At 55.6% G+C, this 19,723-nt stretch carries 21 protein-coding genes and 1 tRNA gene; 9 read left to right on the top strand and 13 right to left on the bottom strand.

The window, feature by feature from the left end:
* Nucleotides 1-939 precede the first annotated feature (939 nt).
* Together BR83_RS0114145 and BR83_RS0114140 are read left to right on the top strand one after the other, a co-directional pair.
* On the top strand, nucleotides 940-1,311 hold the full coding sequence (locus BR83_RS0114145; RefSeq protein ID WP_027357597.1) for a hypothetical protein: 372 nt from the start codon (nucleotides 940-942) through the stop codon (nucleotides 1,309-1,311).
* Entirely contained in the window at nucleotides 1,311-2,147 is an 837-nt protein-coding gene (locus BR83_RS0114140) for a CBS domain-containing protein (RefSeq protein WP_027357596.1), read from the top strand. Before BR83_RS0114145 ends, BR83_RS0114140 begins: the two co-directional genes overlap by 1 nt.
* Nucleotides 2,148-2,184: 37 nt before the next feature.
* On the opposite strand, the gene rmuC is transcribed toward BR83_RS0114140, so the two are convergent.
* Nucleotides 2,185-3,579 carry a DNA recombination protein RmuC gene (gene rmuC, locus BR83_RS0114135; RefSeq protein WP_034635631.1) on the bottom strand — a complete coding sequence of 465 codons (1,395 nt, stop codon included), beginning with the start codon at nucleotides 3,577-3,579 and terminating at the stop codon, nucleotides 2,185-2,187.
* Nucleotides 3,580-3,760: 181 nt separating this feature from the next.
* Between rmuC and BR83_RS0114130 the strand changes: the two genes are divergently transcribed.
* Nucleotides 3,761-4,093 (top strand): ArsR/SmtB family transcription factor, encoded by a 333-nt coding sequence (locus BR83_RS0114130; protein ID WP_027357594.1) that lies wholly within the window; start codon nucleotides 3,761-3,763, stop codon nucleotides 4,091-4,093.
* A 14-nt stretch (nucleotides 4,094-4,107) separates the two neighbouring features.
* Complete coding sequence (locus tag BR83_RS16170) at nucleotides 4,108-6,249, top strand: heavy metal translocating P-type ATPase (RefSeq protein ID WP_034635630.1); 2,142 nt, start codon at nucleotides 4,108-4,110, stop codon at nucleotides 6,247-6,249.
* 72 nt (nucleotides 6,250-6,321) lie between these two features.
* Here BR83_RS16170 and BR83_RS0114120 read toward each other — a convergent pair whose 3' ends face one another.
* The 12 genes from BR83_RS0114120 to BR83_RS0114060 all read right to left on the bottom strand — a co-directional run bounded on the left by BR83_RS0114120 (nucleotide 6,322) and on the right by BR83_RS0114060 (nucleotide 16,833).
* The gene (locus BR83_RS0114120; protein WP_027357593.1) at nucleotides 6,322-6,951 is read right to left on the bottom strand and encodes an ATP/GTP-binding protein; all 630 of its coding nucleotides are present in this window, start codon (nucleotides 6,949-6,951) and stop codon (nucleotides 6,322-6,324) included.
* Between the two features lie 141 nt (nucleotides 6,952-7,092).
* Nucleotides 7,093-8,112: a beta/alpha barrel domain-containing protein gene (locus BR83_RS0114115; protein ID WP_027357592.1), complete on the bottom strand. Its 1,020-nt coding sequence runs from the start codon at nucleotides 8,110-8,112 to the stop codon at nucleotides 7,093-7,095.
* Between the two features lie 38 nt (nucleotides 8,113-8,150).
* Nucleotides 8,151-8,930: an enoyl-CoA hydratase/isomerase family protein gene (locus BR83_RS0114110; RefSeq protein ID WP_027357591.1), complete on the bottom strand. Its 780-nt coding sequence runs from the start codon at nucleotides 8,928-8,930 to the stop codon at nucleotides 8,151-8,153.
* A 13-nt stretch (nucleotides 8,931-8,943) separates the two neighbouring features.
* The gene (locus BR83_RS0114105; protein WP_027357590.1) at nucleotides 8,944-10,491 is read right to left on the bottom strand and encodes an acyl-CoA carboxylase subunit beta; all 1,548 of its coding nucleotides are present in this window, start codon (nucleotides 10,489-10,491) and stop codon (nucleotides 8,944-8,946) included.
* A gap of 402 nt (nucleotides 10,492-10,893) precedes the next feature.
* Complete coding sequence (locus BR83_RS16525) at nucleotides 10,894-11,196, bottom strand: spore coat protein (protein WP_051618284.1); 303 nt, start codon at nucleotides 11,194-11,196, stop codon at nucleotides 10,894-10,896.
* Between the two features lie 28 nt (nucleotides 11,197-11,224).
* Nucleotides 11,225-11,446, bottom strand: coding sequence for a hypothetical protein (locus tag BR83_RS0114090; RefSeq protein WP_027357588.1), 222 nt, complete (start codon nucleotides 11,444-11,446; stop codon nucleotides 11,225-11,227).
* A 77-nt stretch (nucleotides 11,447-11,523) separates the two neighbouring features.
* Nucleotides 11,524-12,417, bottom strand: coding sequence for a radical SAM protein (locus BR83_RS0114085; RefSeq protein ID WP_034635629.1), 894 nt, complete (start codon nucleotides 12,415-12,417; stop codon nucleotides 11,524-11,526).
* 155 nt (nucleotides 12,418-12,572) lie between these two features.
* Nucleotides 12,573-13,664, bottom strand: a complete 1,092-nt coding sequence (gene ychF, locus BR83_RS0114080; RefSeq protein ID WP_027357586.1) for a redox-regulated ATPase YchF — start codon at nucleotides 13,662-13,664, stop codon at nucleotides 12,573-12,575.
* A 35-nt stretch (nucleotides 13,665-13,699) separates the two neighbouring features.
* Nucleotides 13,700-14,533 carry a carbon-nitrogen hydrolase family protein gene (locus BR83_RS0114075; RefSeq protein WP_027357585.1) on the bottom strand — a complete coding sequence of 278 codons (834 nt, stop codon included), beginning with the start codon at nucleotides 14,531-14,533 and terminating at the stop codon, nucleotides 13,700-13,702.
* Nucleotides 14,534-14,589: 56 nt separating this feature from the next.
* Nucleotides 14,590-14,811, bottom strand: a complete 222-nt coding sequence (locus BR83_RS17025) for a NifU family protein (RefSeq protein ID WP_157833037.1) — start codon at nucleotides 14,809-14,811, stop codon at nucleotides 14,590-14,592.
* Nucleotides 14,812-14,908: 97 nt separating this feature from the next.
* A complete protein-coding gene (locus tag BR83_RS16520; protein ID WP_027357583.1) occupies nucleotides 14,909-16,207 on the bottom strand; it encodes a zf-HC2 domain-containing protein in 1,299 nt (432 codons plus the stop codon).
* A gap of 14 nt (nucleotides 16,208-16,221) precedes the next feature.
* Nucleotides 16,222-16,833, bottom strand: a complete 612-nt coding sequence (locus BR83_RS0114060) for an RNA polymerase sigma factor (RefSeq protein WP_242839687.1) — start codon at nucleotides 16,831-16,833, stop codon at nucleotides 16,222-16,224.
* A gap of 204 nt (nucleotides 16,834-17,037) precedes the next feature.
* Between BR83_RS0114060 and BR83_RS0114055 the strand changes: the two genes are divergently transcribed.
* The 5 genes from BR83_RS0114055 to tnpA form a co-directional block, all read left to right on the top strand.
* Nucleotides 17,038-17,126: transfer RNA gene (locus BR83_RS0114055), tRNA-Leu, on the top strand.
* A 177-nt stretch (nucleotides 17,127-17,303) separates the two neighbouring features.
* The gene (locus BR83_RS0114050; protein WP_027357581.1) at nucleotides 17,304-18,086 is read left to right on the top strand and encodes a DUF169 domain-containing protein; all 783 of its coding nucleotides are present in this window, start codon (nucleotides 17,304-17,306) and stop codon (nucleotides 18,084-18,086) included.
* Nucleotides 18,087-18,116: 30 nt separating this feature from the next.
* Entirely contained in the window at nucleotides 18,117-18,767 is a 651-nt protein-coding gene (locus tag BR83_RS0114045) for a class I SAM-dependent methyltransferase (RefSeq protein WP_027357580.1), read from the top strand.
* Between the two features lie 539 nt (nucleotides 18,768-19,306).
* Nucleotides 19,307-19,528 (top strand): hypothetical protein, encoded by a 222-nt coding sequence (locus tag BR83_RS0114040; RefSeq protein WP_027357579.1) that lies wholly within the window; start codon nucleotides 19,307-19,309, stop codon nucleotides 19,526-19,528.
* A gap of 47 nt (nucleotides 19,529-19,575) precedes the next feature.
* Nucleotides 19,576-19,723 (top strand): IS66 family insertion sequence element accessory protein TnpA (gene tnpA / locus BR83_RS17910; RefSeq protein ID WP_034635628.1); only part of this gene is annotated, 148 nt, incomplete at its 3' end.

Here is a 19,723-nt window from a genome sequence, read left to right as displayed (position 1 = left end):
CTCGCGAACGCACCGGTCTCACCTCTGACTTGATGTTCGGGCCTTCCCCTGGAGTTCATGACCCCCAGGGTACTATGCCCTCTGCTGACTCCTGCCGGCTCAGCCGTGCCTTTCGACACGGGTTACCAGCTTTGCCTGGCTTATCCGGCAGGCCTCTCTTCATCCCGCGCCCGCCCCATTTACTCCGCCGTCCCTTGGCAGCCTGGGATTTCGCTGTGTTTCGCCAGCTCATCCGAACGGTCTAGCCTCTTATGGGGTTCTTGTTCATCGGGCCGTGGCTTTGCCGCTGGCGCACCGATCCGATTCCACCTCGCGATGGACACCCTTGCCTTTGGCTAGCAGACTTTTTTCAGAAACCCTTACTAATAAGTATTTTTCTTTTACAATCTCTAAATTAACGGATGTCTCCCGATTTATCTTAAACTCTTTTCTTTAAATTCTCTACGTGACTCTCAGTTAAATGAGCATTTATGCTGCGAAGTTTTATGAAGTTTAAAACATACAAGGGTTTACTCATCTATTTTTCCTCCTAGTAAACCGTCCAAAGATACTCTTCCCCTTTGAAGCAAATATTTATCTAGATCTTTTGTGGCTTTCGAAGGCCAAGAACTTTTCACTGTATCAACTTGATAGGAGAGCATATTTATAATGCCGCTTCACTATATCGTTGACCGCTTCCGAAATCTCCGTGTTCTGCCGACCCTGCCCCTCTACCATCTGATGAAGCTGCGCGAGTGAGGCGCTGATCACTTCCACTACCTGTCGCAAAGTGCTCTGATATCGCGTCAGCTTCTGCATGACTACATAGCCGTATTTTTTATATACCGCTTTATGGCACGATTTTTATTTTTTAAAGGTAATCGGCAATTGATGACGAATAAATGCCAAAAAATAATTAAAGAATAACGCCTAAAAATTAACAAGGAAGGTATTAAAAGAATGAGTACCGGAGAAATGTCGTTTTCTCGCCCGTTTGAAATTGGCAGGAAAGCCGAAGTCTCCATCCGTTTATCTGAATTTGAAATCCCGCCCATCCAGGATGTTCTGGTGGTTGGCAAGAAGGCACCAATTGGCCCAGAGGCGGTGAAGCGAATGGTGGACGCGCTTTCCCCGGAGCAATATGTGGTCATCCGGCTGGAACATGATGTCTTTGAAGCTGCCGTGCTCAAGAAATCACTGCTTAAATTTATCCCGCAGGATAAACTCCTGCCCATTATCTTGAAAGAGTGTTCTGCCATCGCCACCGAAGATTCTGTAATAAAAGCCCAGTTAAACATTGTGGTCCAGGTAAACAAGGTGGTGGACTTATAATGACCACCGTGGAGAATATCATGAACAGGAGGATAATCACTGCTTCCCCATTTGATAGTGTCAGAAAAGCGGCAGAGATGATGAATGAATTTAAAGTCGGCTGTCTACCCGTTATAGAAAGTGGACAACTAGCTGGTATTATCACTTCCAGGGATATAAGGTGTTCTCACCCTAACCGGCTGGTCATTGATGCTATGAGCAAAGATTTGATAACTGTGACGCCTTCGTGTTCCATCTGGGATGCGGCTGAAATAGTAGAGCGCTATAAAATAGAGCGCCTTGTGGTTGCTGAAGACGGGAAATTACTGGGAATAGTGACCAAGCTGGAACTCTATCATGAATTGGGTAAGCATTTTGATACGCTGACTGGTTTGAATAGGGCAGAATATTTATATTATATTACCGGTAAATTAATCAGGAACAATATTGCCTTATCTATTGTTTTCATTGACCTGGATGGTTTTGGGGAGGTCGACAAAAAATACGGCCATATTATAGGTGATGAAGTTTTGTACCGTGTCGCAAATATTATAAAAGCCCATGTTGATGAAAAACTCGATTATCCGTGCCGCTATGCAGGCGATGAGTTTGCCGTGGTTACTGTCAGGCCTGCAAGCACGGTTGAAGAATACGCGCTCAAAATAGTAAACGCCATCGCCAGTTATAACTGGGACGGCGGGATGAAAATTACAGCATCAGCAGGTGTGGTTAACTGTCAACCGGCAATAAAAAGTGATTGCGATATCCGGGAATTTGTCAATATTGCAAGCCTCGCTTCTACTAAAGCAAAAAAGAAAGGAGTCCCAGTGTTCACAGTTTTTTACAATAAGGAGTAATATTTAACAAACTTGCACCGGACCAGTACAGCCACGGTCACCACTCTCCCGCGCTCTGCCCCTGCTCCGGCGGCAATTCCCGCAGCGCGATCTCCACCGGGGTTACCGGGTAGAGTTCTTTACCCGGCATGGCGGCCCCCAGTTCCTTTAAGCGTCTGGCCCCCGGCACCAGCCGGCTTTCCCAGGAACCAACGGCATTGTTGAAGGACTGGGTGGCCTTTTGCAGGCCATCTTTTATTTTAGCCAGATGTTGGGCAAACTTGCACACCCGCTCGTAGAGCTCCATGCCCGCCTCCGCAATCTGCCGGGCGTTCTCGGCCATCTGGTGCTGCTGCCAGCTCAAAGCCACGGTTCGCAAAAGGGCAATCAACGTGGTGGGCGTGGCCAGCAGCACCCGGCTGGCCAGGGCATCCTCAATCAAGTGGCGGTCCTGCTCCACGGCGGCACTGAAAAAGGACTCCCCGGGAAGGAAAAGCACCACAAAGTCGGGGCCGGAGGAAAACTGGCTCCAGTAAGCCCTGGAACCCAGGGACTGCATGTGCGCCCGCACAGCCCGGGCATGTTTTTGCATGGCCAGGCGCCACGCATGCTCGTCGCCAGCTTCAACGGCCTCCATGTAAGCCTTCAGGGGAACCTTTGCATCCACCACCACCGTCCTGCCCCCGGGAAGTTTTACCACCAGGTCAGGGCGCAGCCGCTCCCCTTCCGTTTCCACCGAAAATTGCTCCACAAAGTCACAGTACGGGGACATCCCCGCCACCTCCACCACCCGGCGCAGGGTTATTTCCCCCCATCTCCCCCGGACCTGGGGAGTTTTCAAAGCGTTAACCAGGTTGCTTGTCTCCCTGTGCAGCAGCTGCTGGGTCTGGCTGAGTTCCTGCAGCTGCCTTTTCAGACTTCCATATGCTTCCTGACGGGCGTTTTCCATGGCCCTTACCTGAGCCTCGTAACGGGCCAGCTCTTCTTTCAGAGGCCTGATCAGGGCGTCAATGGCTTCCTGGCGCTTCTGGAGATCGCCCCGGGCTTCCACCACCACCCCTTCCAGCACCTGGCGGGCCAGCTCGATAAAAGCCTGGTTGTTATTTTTCAAAGCTTCGGCGGAGAGGGCTTTAAACGTATCACCAAGGCGCGCGGTAGCTTCGGCAAGGAGCTTTTTCTGCTCGGCAAGGTTGTTCCTGGCTTCTTCCAGGGATGTTTCCGCCCTCACCCTGGCCTGGTGTTCCTGCGCCACCTGCTGGCGCAGAACGGCCAGCTCCCGCTGCAACTGCTCTACCTGCTGGCGCAGCTCGCCACTTATGCTTTCCGCGGCCGCCGCCCTGCTCCGGGCGTCCACCACCTCGGCCGACAGGGCACGCACGCGGCTGCCGGCCAGCAGCCAGCCGGCCAGCACCCCGGCAGCCAGACCTGCCAGCGCAAATAAAACTTCAGCCATGGGTACCAACTCCTTTCCACCGGCATCAATTTTACTTTAGCCCGGTTGCGGGAGCATGAATACCTGTCTTGCAAAGAAACTGGTTGACAAACAACCAGTAATAAAAATATACTTAAATTAAACAATTATTTAATTATGGAAAGGGGGGCTTCTTACGAACAGGCATTCTCCCAACAACGATATCTGTGATACCTACTGCACATCTGGAACCACCGGAGATTTAAAGGACAAGGTGCTGGAAGTGGCCGGCCTTTCCGAGCTGTTCAGGGTGCTGGGAGATGAAACCCGCACCAAGATCCTCTATCTTTTGTCCCACAGGGAGCTCTGCGTGTGCGACCTGGCGGAAATTCTGGAAATGAGCCTGCCAGCCGTCTCCCATCATCTCCGGCTGCTGAAGGCAATGCGCCTGGTGAAGTACCGCCGGGAAGGCAAAATGGTTTATTACTCCCTGGATGACGACCATATTGTCAACCTGATCCGCGAAGCCCAGGCGCATTTTGCGGAAGAACGTTGAAAGGAGCATGTCCCATGCGCTACACCCTGGTTGGCCTGGACTGCCCCAGCTGTGCAGCCAGGATAGAACACGCACTGCAGCAGATTAAGGGCCTGGAGCATGTTACCATTAACTTCACCGACCTCACTCTGGACTTACCCCCGGAAAGGGCGGAAGAGGCGCGGCAGGCCATAAACCGGGTAAAACCCGGGGTAAAACTGGTAAGAACCGGTAGCCCGGGAATACCGGAAGAGAACGGGGAAAACAGGAGAAACCTGTACCTCACCGGCCTGGCGGGTGCTTTCCTGGCTGCCGGCATCATTTTTCAGGAAATCCCGCACCCGGCCCCCTTTTCCTGGACCGGGTACACCATCCTCATGGTCGCATACCTGATTGCCGGCCGGAACGTGCTGTTAAAGGCCATAAAAAATCTTGTCCGCGGGAAGTTTCTGGACGAACATTTTCTCATGTTCGTGGCCACCCTCGGAGCCATAGCCATTAACCAGCTACCTGAAGCGGTGGCGGTGATGTTCTTTTATTCCCTCGGGGAGTATTTCCAGGAAAAAGCCGTTAACCGCTCCCGCCGCTCCATAGCCGCCCTCCTGGACATCCGCCCGCCTTTTGCCAGCCTGCTGGTTAACGGGGAAATAAGGCAGGTCCAGCCGGAAGAAGTGACGGCGGGCCAGGTTGTTGTGGTCCGCCCCGGCGAAAGGATCCCCCTGGACGGCGAGGTTCTGGAAGGGGAATCCCTTGTGGATACCGCGGCGCTGACGGGAGAACCGGTACCACGCCGGGTGGAAAAAGGAGATGAAGTTCTGGCCGGCATGATCAACGGCCAGGGCCTTCTGACCATCAGGGTAACCAGGTCATTTAAGGATTCTTCCCTGGCCCGCATCCTGGAACTGGTGGAAAATGCGGCGGCCAGAAAAGCCCCCGTGGAAAAGTTCATCACCACCTTTGCCCGGTACTACACACCGGCGGTGGTGCTGGCTGCCCTAGCGCTGGCCATTCTGCCTCCGCTGGTGGTCCCCGGCGCCACCCTGTCCCAGTGGCTTTACCGGGCGCTGGTCTTCCTGGTCATTTCCTGCCCCTGTGCGCTGGTCATTTCCATTCCCCTGTCTTATTCCTGCGGCATTGGCCGCGCCTCACGGGAGGGAATCCTGGTCAAGGGGGCCAGCTACCTGGACGCCCTGGCCAGCCTGCATACCGTCGTTTTTGATAAAACGGGTACCCTCACCCGGGGGTCTTTCCGGGTGAACCGGGTGGAGGCCTTGAACGGCTTTCAGAAGGAAGAGGTTCTGGCCTGTGCCGCAGCAGCCGGCGCCTATTCCACCCACCCCGTAGCCCGGTCCATCCGGCAGGCCTGGGGAAGGGAAATCCCCCCGGACCGGGTGAGTAATTACCGGGAAATTCCCGGACAGGGGGTAGCAGCCCGGGTCGCGGGTAAAAACGTACTGGTGGGGGGAAAACGCCTCCTGGAACAGGAGGGCATCCCCTGCCATGTTCCCCGCCCGGTAGAAAATACGGTATTTGTGGCCATAAACCATACCCTGGCCGGTTACCTGGAAATGGGCGATGAGATCAGACCGGACGCCCGCCAGGCCATCGCCGGGTTGAAAGCCCTGGGCGTTAAAAACGTGGTCATGTTGAGTGGCGATGAAAAAGAAACTGCCCGCCGGGTGGCCGAAACCCTGGGGCTGGATAATTACCACGCCCGGCTGCTGCCGGAGGAAAAGGTGCACCGGGTGGAAGAACTCAGGACCGGCCTGCCCGCCCGGCAAAAGCTGGCCTTTGTGGGTGACGGCATAAACGACGCCCCGGCCATTGCCAGGGCCGATGTGGGGGTGGCCATGGGCGGGCTGGGTTCCGACGCAGCCATTGAGGCCGCGGATGTGGTGCTCATGGAAGATTCCCCTTCCAGGCTGGCTGTGGCTGTAGAAATCGCCCGCCACACCAGGGCAATCGTCAAACAAAACATCGTACTCACCCTGGCCACGAAAGCATTCTTCCTCGGACTGGGAGCCCTGGGCCTGGCCTCCATCTGGGAAGCCGTGTTTGCCGACGTGGGGGTGACCCTGCTGGCCATTTTCAATGCCACCCGCAACGGAACCTTGACCCGGCCTGCACGGCAGGGGGCCATACCGGCCGGGGAGCGGGCCACCGGCTTTCAGGCCTGAAAGCGCTGCGGCGGTGGCCGCAACAATCTGGCGGCCACCGCCCGTACGGGCCGACAGAATTCACCCGGCCCTTTAAACCGTACAGCTACCGTCTTCTTTTGCCAGGGCTACCTCATGAACGTTGCTGTTGCGCTTGCGCTTCTCCACAAAGCCGATTTTTTCCTTAACCGTTTTCACCCTGGTTACCAGGTCTCCGCTGACAATGGTGTAGGGAACGTTCATGATGTCCAGGAAGTTCTTAATCTTGGCGTCCACCACTACGGCAAAATCACTATCCTGGTACCTGATCCCGTCTTTTTCCACATCAAACTCCCGGGGCACGTAAAAGATGTCGTATTCGGGCAGGTCGCGCATGGCCCATTCGTATAATTTCATCAAAGCGTAAACTTCCTTGGGGTTTTTGAAATCACAGCTCAACAGGCCGTATACGTAGTTCAAAATGGTGGCATTATCGCAGAAAATAATATCGCAATAAGAAAGCTCCTCTTCCCGGCGTTTTTGTCCTTCATAGAGCAGGAACTGTTCAAAAATGCTCCGGGGTGCCCCGTACCAGGCAATGTACGAGCGGGCAAATTCCAGGCAGACGTCGCTTATATAACCGGCCATGCTGTAATCCACATCCAGCTGCTTGCACAGGGTTGTTTTACCCGTCCCGGGACCACCGAGAATGGCAATTTTTCTGGGCTTTTTACCCCTGGCCACGGTACATTCCTCCCCCTTTAACTCTGCTACCGGAATAAATTCGCCGGAAAGTCACCCGTTCCCTTTCGCCGGGAAATAAAAACCCCCTGCACCGGCCCGGCGCAGAGGGTTTCCTATGCCCGCCCTTACTCCGTCTTTGCTTTACTTATGTCCCGTGGGTCCCTTGGGAATGCGGCCGGTGCGGATGCATTCGCTGCGCAGCCGCCTGCCCACAATTTTTTCCACCATGCGCCCTATCTCCAGCACCCGGTCCACATCCACCCCCGTATCAATGCCCATCTCGTCCATCATCACCACCATATCCTCGGTGCAGACCAGCCCCACAATGTTGGGGTCCTGGTAGTAATATGAACCGGTGCCGGCCACGGGAACCCCGTCGACGAAGTTGGCCGGCTGGCCGCCGATGCCGCCCATGGTGCTTTCAAAATGGGTAATGCCGGCCAGCAGGGCGGCCAGCACGTTGGCCAGCCCCCAGCCGCGGGTTACGTGGAAATGGGCAATGTGCAGGTCCGGATTGGGGAAGGCATCCAGGACCATGGAAAAATACTCATAGACCCTGTTGGGCGGGGCGGAACCGTCGTGGTCCGCGTGCTCGATATCGTCAGCCCCCAGCTCCAGGAAGCGCCTGGTCACCTCGAGGGCCGCTTTCATGTCCGTGGGCCCTTCAATGGGACAGCCCCAGATGGTGCTCACGGTGCCGTTGAACTTCATCCCCGCATCGTGGGCCTTTTTAATGCACCGCTCCACTTCCGCCCAGTAAGCTTTATGGTCCAGGCCGGAGTTCTTGATCTGGTGGGACTCGGAGGTGGAAACCATCATGAGAATGCGGTCCGGACCGTAACCTTCCTGCCGGGCGCGGATGGCCCGGTCCACGGCCTTTTCCCGGATGGTCACGGCCGTCAGCTCCACTTCGGGCAGTTTATCCTGTACCTTCTTGCTGGTACGGAGGAGTTTGAAAAGTTCTTCCGCATCGGCAAACTGGGGCATTCCCCGGGGGCTGCCGAAATTGGTCACCTCCAAACGCTTGAACCCGGCCAGAATCAACTGCTCCAGCACCCAGAGTTTGGCCAGGGTGGGGATGAATTTTTCTTCATGCTGGAAGCCATCCCGCACGGTAATTTCACCCAGAACTACCTTCCGGGGGTATTTCAATTCCGCCATATCCATTCCTCCTCCTCAATTTCACTGTTCTGGTTCAATTACCTGTTCCTGTATACCGGCTTTCTCTTTTCATTGAAGGCACGTAAGCCCTCATCCCGGTCTTCCGTGGCCAGGCAGACATTGTAGCACTGGGCCTCCAGGGCGAAGGCGGTATGCAGGTCCAGCTCCAGCCCCAGGTTGATGGCCCGCTTGGCCTGCTGCAGGGCAATGGGTCCATTCTGGACTATTTCCTGCATAATGGCCATGGTCCTGGCCATCAGTTCCTCCGGAGGCACCACGTAGTTGACCAGGCCCAGCCGGTACGCCTCGGCAGCCGGTATGCGCCTTCCTGTAAAGATGAGCTCCTTGGCCCTGGCGCGCCCGATGATCCGGGGGAGCAGCTGGGTCCCTCCCCCGCCTGGGATAATAGCCAGGCCTACTTCCGGCAGGCCAAAGGTTGCCTTCTCCGAAGCCACGATAAAGTCGCAGCCCAGGGCAAATTCGCATCCCCCGCCCAGGGCATAACCGTTGACGGCCGCCACCAGGGGCTTGGGGAAATTTACCACCGCCTCGAAGGCCCTCACAAACAGCTCCCTCTGCTTCTTCATTTCCGCCCGGGTCATATTCCTTCTTTCCTTCAAGTCGGCCCCCACGCAGAATGCCCGGTCCCCTTCGGCCGTTAAAACAGCCGCGAACACCCCGTCGTCCAGTTCCAGCTCCTCCAGGGCCGCCACCAGCTCCCGGGCCATCTGCGTGTTCAGGGCGTTTAGAGCCTGGGGCCGGTTAAAGGTAATAATCCCCACCTGCCCCCGCTCCACCTTAATGGTTTCGTAAGCCACTCCCCGCACCTCCTTATACCGGGTATACCGGATGCTTGCGCTCGGAAAATTGCTGCCGCTTGGATTCATACAGGTTGAAGCGGGCAATCAGTTCCGCCCGCAGGTCCCCGGGGCGCACAATATGATCCACCACCAGCTCCGAGGCCAGGCGGTAAATATCCACATCTTTTAAGTATTCCTGCTGTTTTTGCTGGATGAAAGCCGGCCTTTCTTCCGGAGGCAGGGCGTTGATCTTATTTTCGTATACGGCCTTGACCGCCGCCTGGGGCCCCATCACGGCCACCTGGGCGCTGGGCAGGGCCAGGCAGCAGTCGGGTTCAAAGGCCGGGCCGCACATGGCATACAGGCCCGCACCGTAGGCCTTGCGCACAATGACCGAAATCTTGGGCACCGTGGCCTCGGATACGGCAGAAATCATTTTGGCCCCGTGGCGGATAATGCCCTGCCGCTCCACGTATCCTCCCACCATGAACCCGGGAACATCGGCCAGAAAGAGCAGGGGAATATTAAAGGCGTCGCAGAGGGTGACAAAGCGGGCCCCCTTATCGGCCGAATCCACAAAGAGCACGCCCCCTTTTTCCCGGGGCTGGTTGGCCAGCAGCCCCACCACCCGGCCGCCAATGCGGCACAGGCCGGTGATCAGTTCCGGGGCGAAGAGCTTCTTGATTTCAAACCAGGTCCCCCGGTCAATAATCCGGTCAATCAGTTCATACATGTCAAAGGGCTCGCTCTCCCGGGGCGGTATGATATCGGCGATATCCCGCCCTTCCAGGGGAGGCTCCTCCAGGGCCCTGGGCGGCTGGCCCAGGTAGTTCTGAGGCATGTAGGTCAGGTAGCGGCGGCAGGCTTCTATGGCTTCCACTTCCGTCTTGCAGAGCAGGTCACCGCAGCCGCTGACGGTGCAGTGCATGCGGGCACCGCCCAGATCCTCCAGGGTGGTTTTCTCACCAATGACCATCTCGACCATGCGGGGGGAACCCAGGTACATGCTGGCATTGCCTTCCACCATGAAAACCACGTCGCAGAAGGCCGGGATGTAAGCCCCGCCCGCGGCGGAAGGTCCGAAAAGCAGGCAGATCTGCGGGACCATGCCCGACATCTTCACTTCGTTGTAGAAAATGGCCCCGGCACCCCGCCGGCCGGGAAACATCTCCACCTGGTCGGTAATGCGGGCCCCGGCGGAGTCCACCAGGTAGATCATGGGGACCTTCATATCCATGGCCGTTTCCTGAATGCGCAGGATCTTTTCCACCGTACGCCAGCCCCAGGAACCGGCCTTCACCGTGGAGTCGTTGGCCATCACACAGACGGTGCGGCCGTGAATCTTGCCAATTCCGGTGATCACCCCGTCGGCCGGAAGGTCTCCCGCCAGGTTGTTGGCAAACAGCCCGTCTTCGCAGAAAGGAGCATCGGGGTCCAGGAGCAGCTTCAGCCTGTCCCGGGCAAAGAGCTTACCCTTTTCGGCATTGCTCCGGTGATATTTGGGCGCCCCGCCGGTTTTAATGCGCGACTCCTTTTCCACCAGTTCCGCATCCAGGCTTCTTAAATCCACGCCATCCATGCTCTTACCCTCTCCTTCCTCTGCAAACAATTATCCAGGAGGTTTTCTGGCTGTACGGCATACGGCACATCCTGCTCCAGTACCCATGCAAAAGTATTGCAGGATGTTTATTTTTACCTCTGAAACGCCATAAATTGTTCCCCAAATGCAGGAATGGCAGGCCAACCCGCAGTCATCCCCTGAAAGAAAAAAGCCCGCGGACCCGGTGATGTTCCCGCAGGTTAACACCATCATTGCTGCTGACCCCCCGAACTACCACGCCATTTCCAGCTACTGTTTTTGATTGTTTACACATAAATAACCGGTAACCGGCGAAATAAAAAGACCGGGCTTTTCCACACCCGGTCTCCCCTTGCAAACTCAGCAACAGCTGCGCCGAACGCCGGCAGCAGCCGGGAACGGTTACATCTGGGCGGGTCCCATCCCTGGAGCCATTCTCCCCATGGGGCCTTCGGGCCCGCGGATGTTGGTGGCTTCCGGTCCCATGGGCGTGCCCGTAAATACGGGATCCAGGGGGTACCAGCCGCGGGAGTGCATGAGGTCAAAAATCTGCTTCTGGGTGTTCATTTCCTCATTGTTGATATGAATGAGGGTGTTGCGAACCCTGTCATTGGCTGCTTCCAGCACAGCCATGTGATAACCGGTGGAGATCATCTTGGTTCCGGTAAGCATATCGGCCAGAATATCCCGGTCGGAAAATTGCATTGGCCACACCTCCTTTTATGTATAAGTTTTAATGCCGGGCCATCTGCGGCAGGCCGGCATCCTGGAGCAGGTTGTTCAGAGTGCTGATGTGGCGCTGCCCCTTGTCAATGCACTGCTGCAGCAGGCCCTGGATAGCCGGATCCCTGGTTTGCGTAAGGTAAAAACGGGCCTTCTTGGTGCACAACTCTTCCGCCCTCAATTGCTCCATAATGTGCAGCTTTTCCATTTCCGTCATCCGCCAGTGATGCATCATATCCACCTCCTTTCGCGGCCTAGTATCTCACAGGAAGAGTATTTTATACCACCGGGGGGAAAGATTTTCACCCTTCACGCGTAAATCCGCCGCAACCCGCACTCCCGGGCTATTTCCACCGCCCGGCGAAATTCCTCCCGGGTAATCCGCCGGGAGAGTTCCGGGTAACGGCGGGCCTCGTGAGCCGGATAATATTGATCCATAATATTTACAAAAGTATAGGGGGAAATTTCCTCAGCCAGGAATTTCATTACCTCTCTGGTACGGGAGAGATCCCCGGGCATAACCAGGTGCCGTACCAGAAGTCCCCGTACGGCAATGCCCCGCTCATCCACTTCCAGATCCCCCACCTGGCGGTGCATTTCCTTCACCGCCTGCCTGGCCACGGTAAAATACCTGGCCGCCCCGGTATAGCGTTCACCAATTTCATCATCACCAAATTTAATGTCAGGCATGTATATATCCACAATTCCGTCCAGCAACTTTAGAGTGGGCAGGGCGTCATAGCCTCCGGTGTTATAGACCAGGGGCAACTTTAAACCATCACCCGCGGCAATATACAGGGCCTCCAGTATCTGCGGCACATAGTGGCTGGGAGAGACCAGGTTGATGTTATGACAGCCCATCTCCTGCAATTCCAGCATGGCCCCGGCCAGTTCCCGGGCGGTAACCTCGTCACCTTCGCCGTACTGGCTGATATCGCAGTTCTGGCAAAAACGGCAGGCCAGGTTGCAGTTGGCGAAAAAAATGGTCCCCGAACCGTACCGCCCCACCAGGACATCCTCTTCCCCGAAATGGGGTCCCCAGCTGCTCACTGCCGCCAGGCGCCCGCCCCGGCAGAAACCCTTTTCCCCCTGCAGCCGGTTGACGTGACAGTTCCGGGCGCAAACCGTGCAGTCAGCCAGGAGCTCCACCGCCTTTTCCACCCGGGCGGCCAGCTCGTCCGGAAAAAGATCGCGGTAACCCATTGCCAAACCCCCCGCTTGCCATTTTCTCCTATTATACCCCCGGGCGGGGATAAGAAAATGCACACAAAAAAACCTCCCGCCGGGCCAGCAGAAAATGGCGGGAGGTTATAAGGCCATATCTGTTTTTATGGCAGGAACATCCGTCAACCTGCATCCTAAACATTAAAGCGGAAGTTAATGATATCCCCGTCCTGAACAACATAGTCTTTCCCTTCCAGGCGGGCCAGGCCTTTTTCTTTCACCCTGGCCATGGAGCCCAGGCGGTAGAGATCTTCAAAGGCCACCACCTCGGCCCGGATGAACCCTCTTTCCATATCGGAATGGATCTTCCCGGCCGCTTTCCTGGCACTGGTACCCCTGCGAATGGTCCAGGCCTTGACCTCATCCTCACCAACGGTGAAGAAGGAAATCAGGCCCAGTTCCTCATAGGCAGTGCGCACCAGGCGTTCTGAGCCCAGCTCCCCGACTCCCAGGTCGGAAAGAAACAGTTCCCGGTCTTCCGGTGAAAGCTGGCTGATTTCCATCTCCAGCTGGCCGCAAATTTCAATGATCTTCAGCCCCCGGTCCGAAGCTGCCTCCTCCAGAGCTTCCCGGCCAGGATACTGCCGCGACTTGAACTGCCCTTCATCAGTATTTACCACCAGAATTACCGGTTTTTCAGTTAAAAAATTATAATTGCGCAATAATGCCCTTTCTTCCTCCTCCAGTTCCACCTGGTGCAGGGGTACTTCATTCTCCAGGGCGGCCAGGCATTTTTCCAGAACTTCCAGCTCCCGGGCGCCCTCTTTGGTAATCTTCTTCCCGGACTTCAGGCGGCCAATACGCTTTTCCAGCAGCTCCATATCGGCCAGGAGCAACTCCAGGTTAACCGTTTCCAGATCCCGCAGGGGATCGATTTCCCCATCCACATGGGGAACATCCGGGTTGACAAAGGCCCGGAGCACGTGTACCAGCAGGTCCACCCCCCGGATACCTTCCAAAAACTGGTTTCCCACACCCCTGCCTTCACTGGCCCCCCGTACCAGCCCCGGCACATCACTGCACTGTATCTGGGCATAAACAGTACGCCGGGGCCTGTACAGCCCGGAAAGAAAATCCACCCGGGGATCCCTTACCCGGGCCATGCTCACATTGGTTTCAGTTTTACCGGTCATAAAATTAGATGTCTGGGCAACGCTCTCGGTGACCAGATTAAAAATGGTTGTCTTGCCCACCATGGGCAGGCCCACAATGCCAAAACTTAACATATGCTCACCCCATCCTTATCTATTCTACCAGAGGGTCAGGGGACGAGCAACTCCAGGGCATAAACATCCGTTCGCCGGTGGCGCAGCAGGGGGAGTTCGGAGCGAACCTTATCAATCAGACCCGGATCTATTTCCGCATAGATGATTTCTTCCCCTTCCCCGGCCATGCTGACCACCTTCCCCCAGGGATCCACCACCAGGGAATGGCCGTAAGCCACATAGGCGGCCCCGGGATCCCGCGCCGGAGAGGCCCCGATGAAATAGGCCTGGTTATCAACAGCCCGCATGCGGAAAATCAGCTCCCAGTGTGCCGGGCCGGTGGTCATATTAAAGGCTGCCGGGATTACCACCACCCGGGCCCCTTTCAGCACCATCAACCGCATCAGCTCGGGAAAACGGATATCATAGCAGATGGCCACACCCAGGCCGCCCAGTTCCGAAGGGATGACCGTAACCCTGTTTCCGGCCCCAAGGGTGCTGGATTCTTTAACGGACAGCCCGCTGGCCAGCTCCACATCAAAAAGATGCACCTTTCTGTGTTTCCCCAGCAGCCGCCCGTCGGGTGCAAAAATAAAACTGGTATTGTAAACCCGGTCGCCGTCCCGCTCCGGCAGGGAACCCCCCACCAGGTAAACACCCTCCTCCCGGGCCGCCCGGGAGAGCATCTGCAAGCTGGGACCTTCCGGATAACTCTCGGCATACTGAGGAAAAAGCCTGGCCACGTAGGGGCAGTTAAACATTTCCGGCAGCACCACCAGCCTGGCTCCCTTTTCCGCAGCCCGGGCAATCATTTCCCGGGCGCGGGCGATATTTTTTTCCTTGTCCCGGTCAATGGTCATCTGGCATACGGCCACCCTGTAGCTCTGCACCGGATCACCCCCATTTATAGAAAAAACCCCTGCTCGTGCAGAGGCTTTTTGTTTCTTTAAACCTGGACTACTTCCTTTACTTCAGGAACTGCCTGCTTGAGCGACCGCTCAATCCCCATCTTGAGGGTATAGGTGGACATGGGTCACCCGCCACAGGCCCCTTTCAACCTGACCTTGACCACACCGTCAGCGCTGACATCTACCAGTTCCACATCGCCCCCGTCTCGCTGCAGAGCAGGACGAATTTTATTGAGGACTTCTTCTACTTTTTCCCGCAAAGCCCCTCTCCCTCCCTTCTACTAAAGGCGGTCAAGCCTAGTATAGGTATACCTTTGCAAACTTATTCCCCACTACACCACACCACATTGTCTTACCCTATTTTACCTGCAACTGGTCCTGCTGGCAAGAAGAATTTGTACATAACACCATCCGGACCGTGATCTTCCGGGCGCTTTCGGAAAGCGCGTCCAATTGTTCTGTTACCTTTTTAATCTCTTCCTGCACCTGCACCAATTCCGCCGGATCGGCTTCCCTGTTTAAAGTAAGAAGTTCCCTCTCCCTTTCCTTGAGAAGCCCCAGTTTTTCCTCCAGCTTTTCATATTCCGGCGTAATGTCGCGGGTATCGACCCGGTACTCCCTCACCCGTCCTATAGCTCCAAGTTCCTTAAAAAACCCGGGCCACACCTCACCGGGGATGATAAATGCAAATTCAGACTGCTCCCCGACCTCGACGGGAGCATTATATTTTTGCCCCAGTTCCAAAATACGCCCCCCGGCTTCATTAATATCTTTTACTTCCAGCACAAGCATGATCTTCTTCACGGCTTTAAGGCCGGAACTCATATCGTCCCCGGGTAGAGAAGTGCCGGGGGCCTGCATCGGCCCGGGGGGAAGAGCGCCCGGGGCATCCCCGCCACCGGCTCCCTCCCGCAGTTCCCCATTTGCACCGGAACGGCTGGTGCCCGCCGCCCGTTGTTCCTTTTCTCCGGAAAGGGCCTGCGGTGAATTCAGTACGAATAGCCCGGGGGCGGGCTCCCGGGCAGGAACTGGACGCTCACCACGTTGCTCATCTTTTACGGCGCCACCGGCCTGCTGCTCCTGGCCGGGATAATTACCACCTGCCATCTGCGGCAGCTTTTTAACGGCCACGGCTTTCGCAGACGAAGCAGAACCGGCGGGCGCGGCCTGTACCCGGCGTTCCTCCCCACCCGGGGGAGATCCGGATTCCTTCCCGGAAGATTTAAGGAGATCGCTGCTGATGCCATCATCCCCCTCCCGGTCAACCTGGCCTACCAGCGGAGCATTATCCCCGCCCTTTTGCCAGGGCCACATAACCCGGGGAATGATCTGGCCCGACCCAAGCCGGGCCAGGGAAAGGACAGCAACCAGAATGACTGCCGCGGCAGCAAATCTCAGCCAGGCCGGCCTGAACCTGGCGTACCAGGGAGTAAAGCGCCGGCCGGGCAGCCTTTGAAGCAATTGCTCTCTGAAAAATTCCGGGGGGGATACTTCGGGTAGAGCGCGTAGCAGTTTCATGCTGGCCTGCAGCTCTTCCCAGTGGCGGCGGCAGGCCGCACATTCTTCCAGGTGCGCTTTTATTTGCCCCAGCCGGGAGGATTCAAGTTCACCATCCAGGTATGCCGAAAGATATTCCCGTATCTGCTGGCAATCCATACGTCATCCCCCCTCTACTCAAGAAGACGGCTCAGGAACTTGAAATGTTCCCGCCGCCCGAACAACTTCTGCCGGAAGGCTTGACGGGCGCGGCTGAGGCGGGATTTAACCGTCCCCTGGGCAATATCCAGGGCTGCAGCTATTTCAGCATAGGAAAGGCCCTGGATCTCCCGCATGACCAGGACCAGCCGGTACTCATCGGACAGTTCATTCAAGCAGGCCTGCACCATTTCCTGAAATTCCCGCTGCTCCACAATTTCATCCGGAGACAGGCTGTTACCATCGGGCAGCCCGGGACAGGCATTTTCGGCCGTCATTTCCTCCAGGGAGGTTTTTTTATGCCGCTTCTGCCGGCGCAGTTCATCCCGGCACAGGTTGGCGGTAATACGGTAAAGCCAGGTATTGAAGCTGGCTTCACCCCGGAAACGTGGCAGGGCCTGGTAAACCCTGATAAAAACTTCCTGAGCCAGATCGGAAGCATCGCTGTAGTTGCCGGTAAAACGGTAGGCCACGGTAAAAACCTTCTTCTCATAACGGCGCACCAGTTCTGAAAAGGCCTCCAGATCACCCGCGGCGGAACGTTTTATCAATTCCCGCTCATCCAAATCCCGAACGTCCGGGTGCAACAGGATCCACTCCCACCGGGCAAAATGTGACTTTTTTTGCCCGGGGAGTAATTCTATAAATGGAAAAGGTAATCCTGCTCGTTCCCGGCTCAAATTACTCCCAAAACCGAGGCACAAGAACAGCCGCTGAAAACCACCCCGGACCCCCGCCCTCCGGGGCATTGACAATTCACCGGCAATGTGCTACTATTTAAAGTACTGTATGCCGAAGTGGTGGAACTGGCAGACGCGCCGGACTCAAAATCCGGTGGGGCTTACACCCCGTGCGGGTTCGACTCCCGCCTTCGGCACCAGCAGGAAACTTTATAAAGTTCTAACTGATTAACCTCCTCAGAACAATCCGTTGCTTCTGAGGAGGTAGTTTTTTATGCAGGCCGGGCTTCCATTACGGAAAGCCTTCTATCTTTCCTAGAGGAAATCTGGCCGCCGGCGAAGAACTTTTCTTAAAATTTTCTCTGGAGGCGAGGTTTATGCAAAGCAAAATAGCCGCAGCCTTGAAACTCAGGTATTCTCCGGTGGCAATCCTGCTAACCGATGAGAAGCCGGAAGGTGCCCTGCAGTTCAAAGAGGGGCGCTGGGGCTGTGTGGTGGCCATGTTCACTGCGGCTGCCAGGGGACGCACGGCCGTGTTTGACCGCAAAACTTTCGGCTGCCTCGGCGGCGGGGTGGGGCTGGGATTTGGCAACCAGTATAAAAATTTCCCCGGCGGTATCGAATATTTTCTCTCCACCGGCAACAAAGATTTCTGCCGCAGTGAGGTGGGGAAAAACCTGGTGCGCAATATGCCGGCCCTGGAAGAAGGGGAGCGCTACCTGAAAACCCCGGAAATGGCCAGGAAGTTTGTGGACTCCCTGCCCATCACCGAGGTACCTGCCACCTACGTGGTGTTCAAGCCCCTGCCGGAGGTAAGTCCGGACGAAACTCCCGCTGTTATTGTTTTCCTGGCCAATCCCGACCAGCTTTCCGCCTTAACCGTCCTGGCCAATTACGAGGGCGGCGGCAGGCTTAATGTTATAGCTCCCTTCGGTGCCGGCTGCCATACCCTTTTCCTCATCCCTTATGCCGAGGGCAGGTCGGAAGAGCCCCGGGCGGTAATAGGGCTGACCGACATTTCGGCACGCAAGCACGTGGATAAAGACCTGCTCTCTTTTGCCGTACCCTACAAGATGTTCCTGCAAATGGAAAACAATGTGGAGGGGAGCTTCCTGGAAAGGGAAAGCTGGCTGCAGGTACTGAAAAGAAACCAGTCTTAAACTTTCAACACCCCCCGGAGAGCCGGACAAATGCCCGGATTAAACATATCCGCCAGGGAAGTCACCATTTTCCTGCCGGGGTTGACCCTGCCCCTCCTGGTACCCCGGAACGTCGAGGAACTCATCACCGACCCCGCGGATGAAGATAACATTCCATTGTGGGCTGAAATCTGGCCTGCAGCCAGGGGACTGGCCCGATATATCTGGGAAAACGTTCCCTTTTCCGGCGAAACCGTCCTGGAGCTGGGTGCGGGAACCGGCCTGCCCGGCCTGGTCTGCGGGCTCAAGGGAGCAAGGGTAACCTTTTCCGATTATAAACCTGAAGCTTTACAGTTCTGCAAAGCCAACGCCGCTCTGCAAAAAGTAAAAGAGGCGGATTACCTGCTGGCCGACTGGCGGGATTTTACCACAGACCGGCAGTTCGACTGGATTATAGGCTCGGACATCCTCTACGACCCCAAATTTCACCCTTTCCTGGCTGAAATCTTCACCCGCTGTTTGAAACCGGGAGGCCAGCTTCTTATCTCCCATCCGGGACGCCCGGCCACCTTTGACTTTCTGGAGAAAAGGTTGCCGGAAAACTTCCATCTGCTTGCCGTCAAAACCATACCTGTGACCATTGAGGAACCCTATTTCCTCCACCACGACATATTCATACATCACTACCTGCGGGCGGGATAGCTTGATCCCTGCCCGCCAGCCGGAAAATAAGGTGGGCTCCCCTTCTGTGGGGAGCCCACCTTTACCAGCCGGACCCCTAAAGATCGGTAAGGTGGGAAATATATTTTCTGCCAGCGGCTCTATTAGTCTGGCGAGTTTTTCACAAGCACGGAAAACCAACCAAATAGCCTGGCGTCGAGCTTATCGTTCTCTTTGATGCGCACTGGCTTACGTATATACCGGTTAACGAAATAAGGGGAGATTTAAACTCCCAGATAAGACAAGCAGAATAAATATGATTCCACATCCACCGATCACCAGACCTAACCGCCAGATGGCGATGCCCATTTCCTTCTAATAAATCAAAATAATGTTCGATAATGACTATATGCAGGTTTTGCGGGCAACAAAAATCCCGGGAGGTCCGGGCTCCCGGGAATGCTGGCTTCAGAAGCTTAAAGGTTGATGACATCTATATATGTTCAAATGTGTTTGTTTAGTAACCATTTAATGGTGTATGTTATAAAATGATAATAAATCCAATATAAGGGGGGCTGTGGATGAGAAAAAGAAAGTTCTTACTGGCTTTTGTAGCCGCGCTGATGTTGCTGTTATCTTCGGTACCGGGAGTATGGGCTCAAGAACCGGTACAGAACTCCTATGAAGGGGAAGGCTTCCATTATGTATCCGGTGAAAGTTTTCCCACCGCCATTCAGGTCACCGGTTATGACCAAAAGGTAAGCGTCAAATACAACCCACCTTGGCATAATACCCAAGTTTAAGGGATAATCTTCCTCAGATAAAAGCTCGATGAGGAGGATTTTTTCTTATGACCAAAGCCGAACGGGAAGCGCTATGGGAAACCCGAATAGCCGAATACAAGATGAGTGGGCAAAGCGTCAGAGAATGGTGCGCCGCCCATGAAGGCATCAGCCCCAGGCAGTTATGGTACTGGCTGCGAAAGTTTAAAGACCGGA

The sequence above is a fragment of the Desulfofundulus thermocisternus DSM 10259 genome, from assembly GCF_000686645.1.
In the GTDB taxonomy this organism is placed as follows: Bacteria; Bacillota; Desulfotomaculia; order Desulfotomaculales; family Desulfovirgulaceae; genus Desulfofundulus; species Desulfofundulus australicus.
Note: the sequence above shows the minus strand (reverse complement) of the source record. Positions and strands in the feature narration are given on the sequence as shown.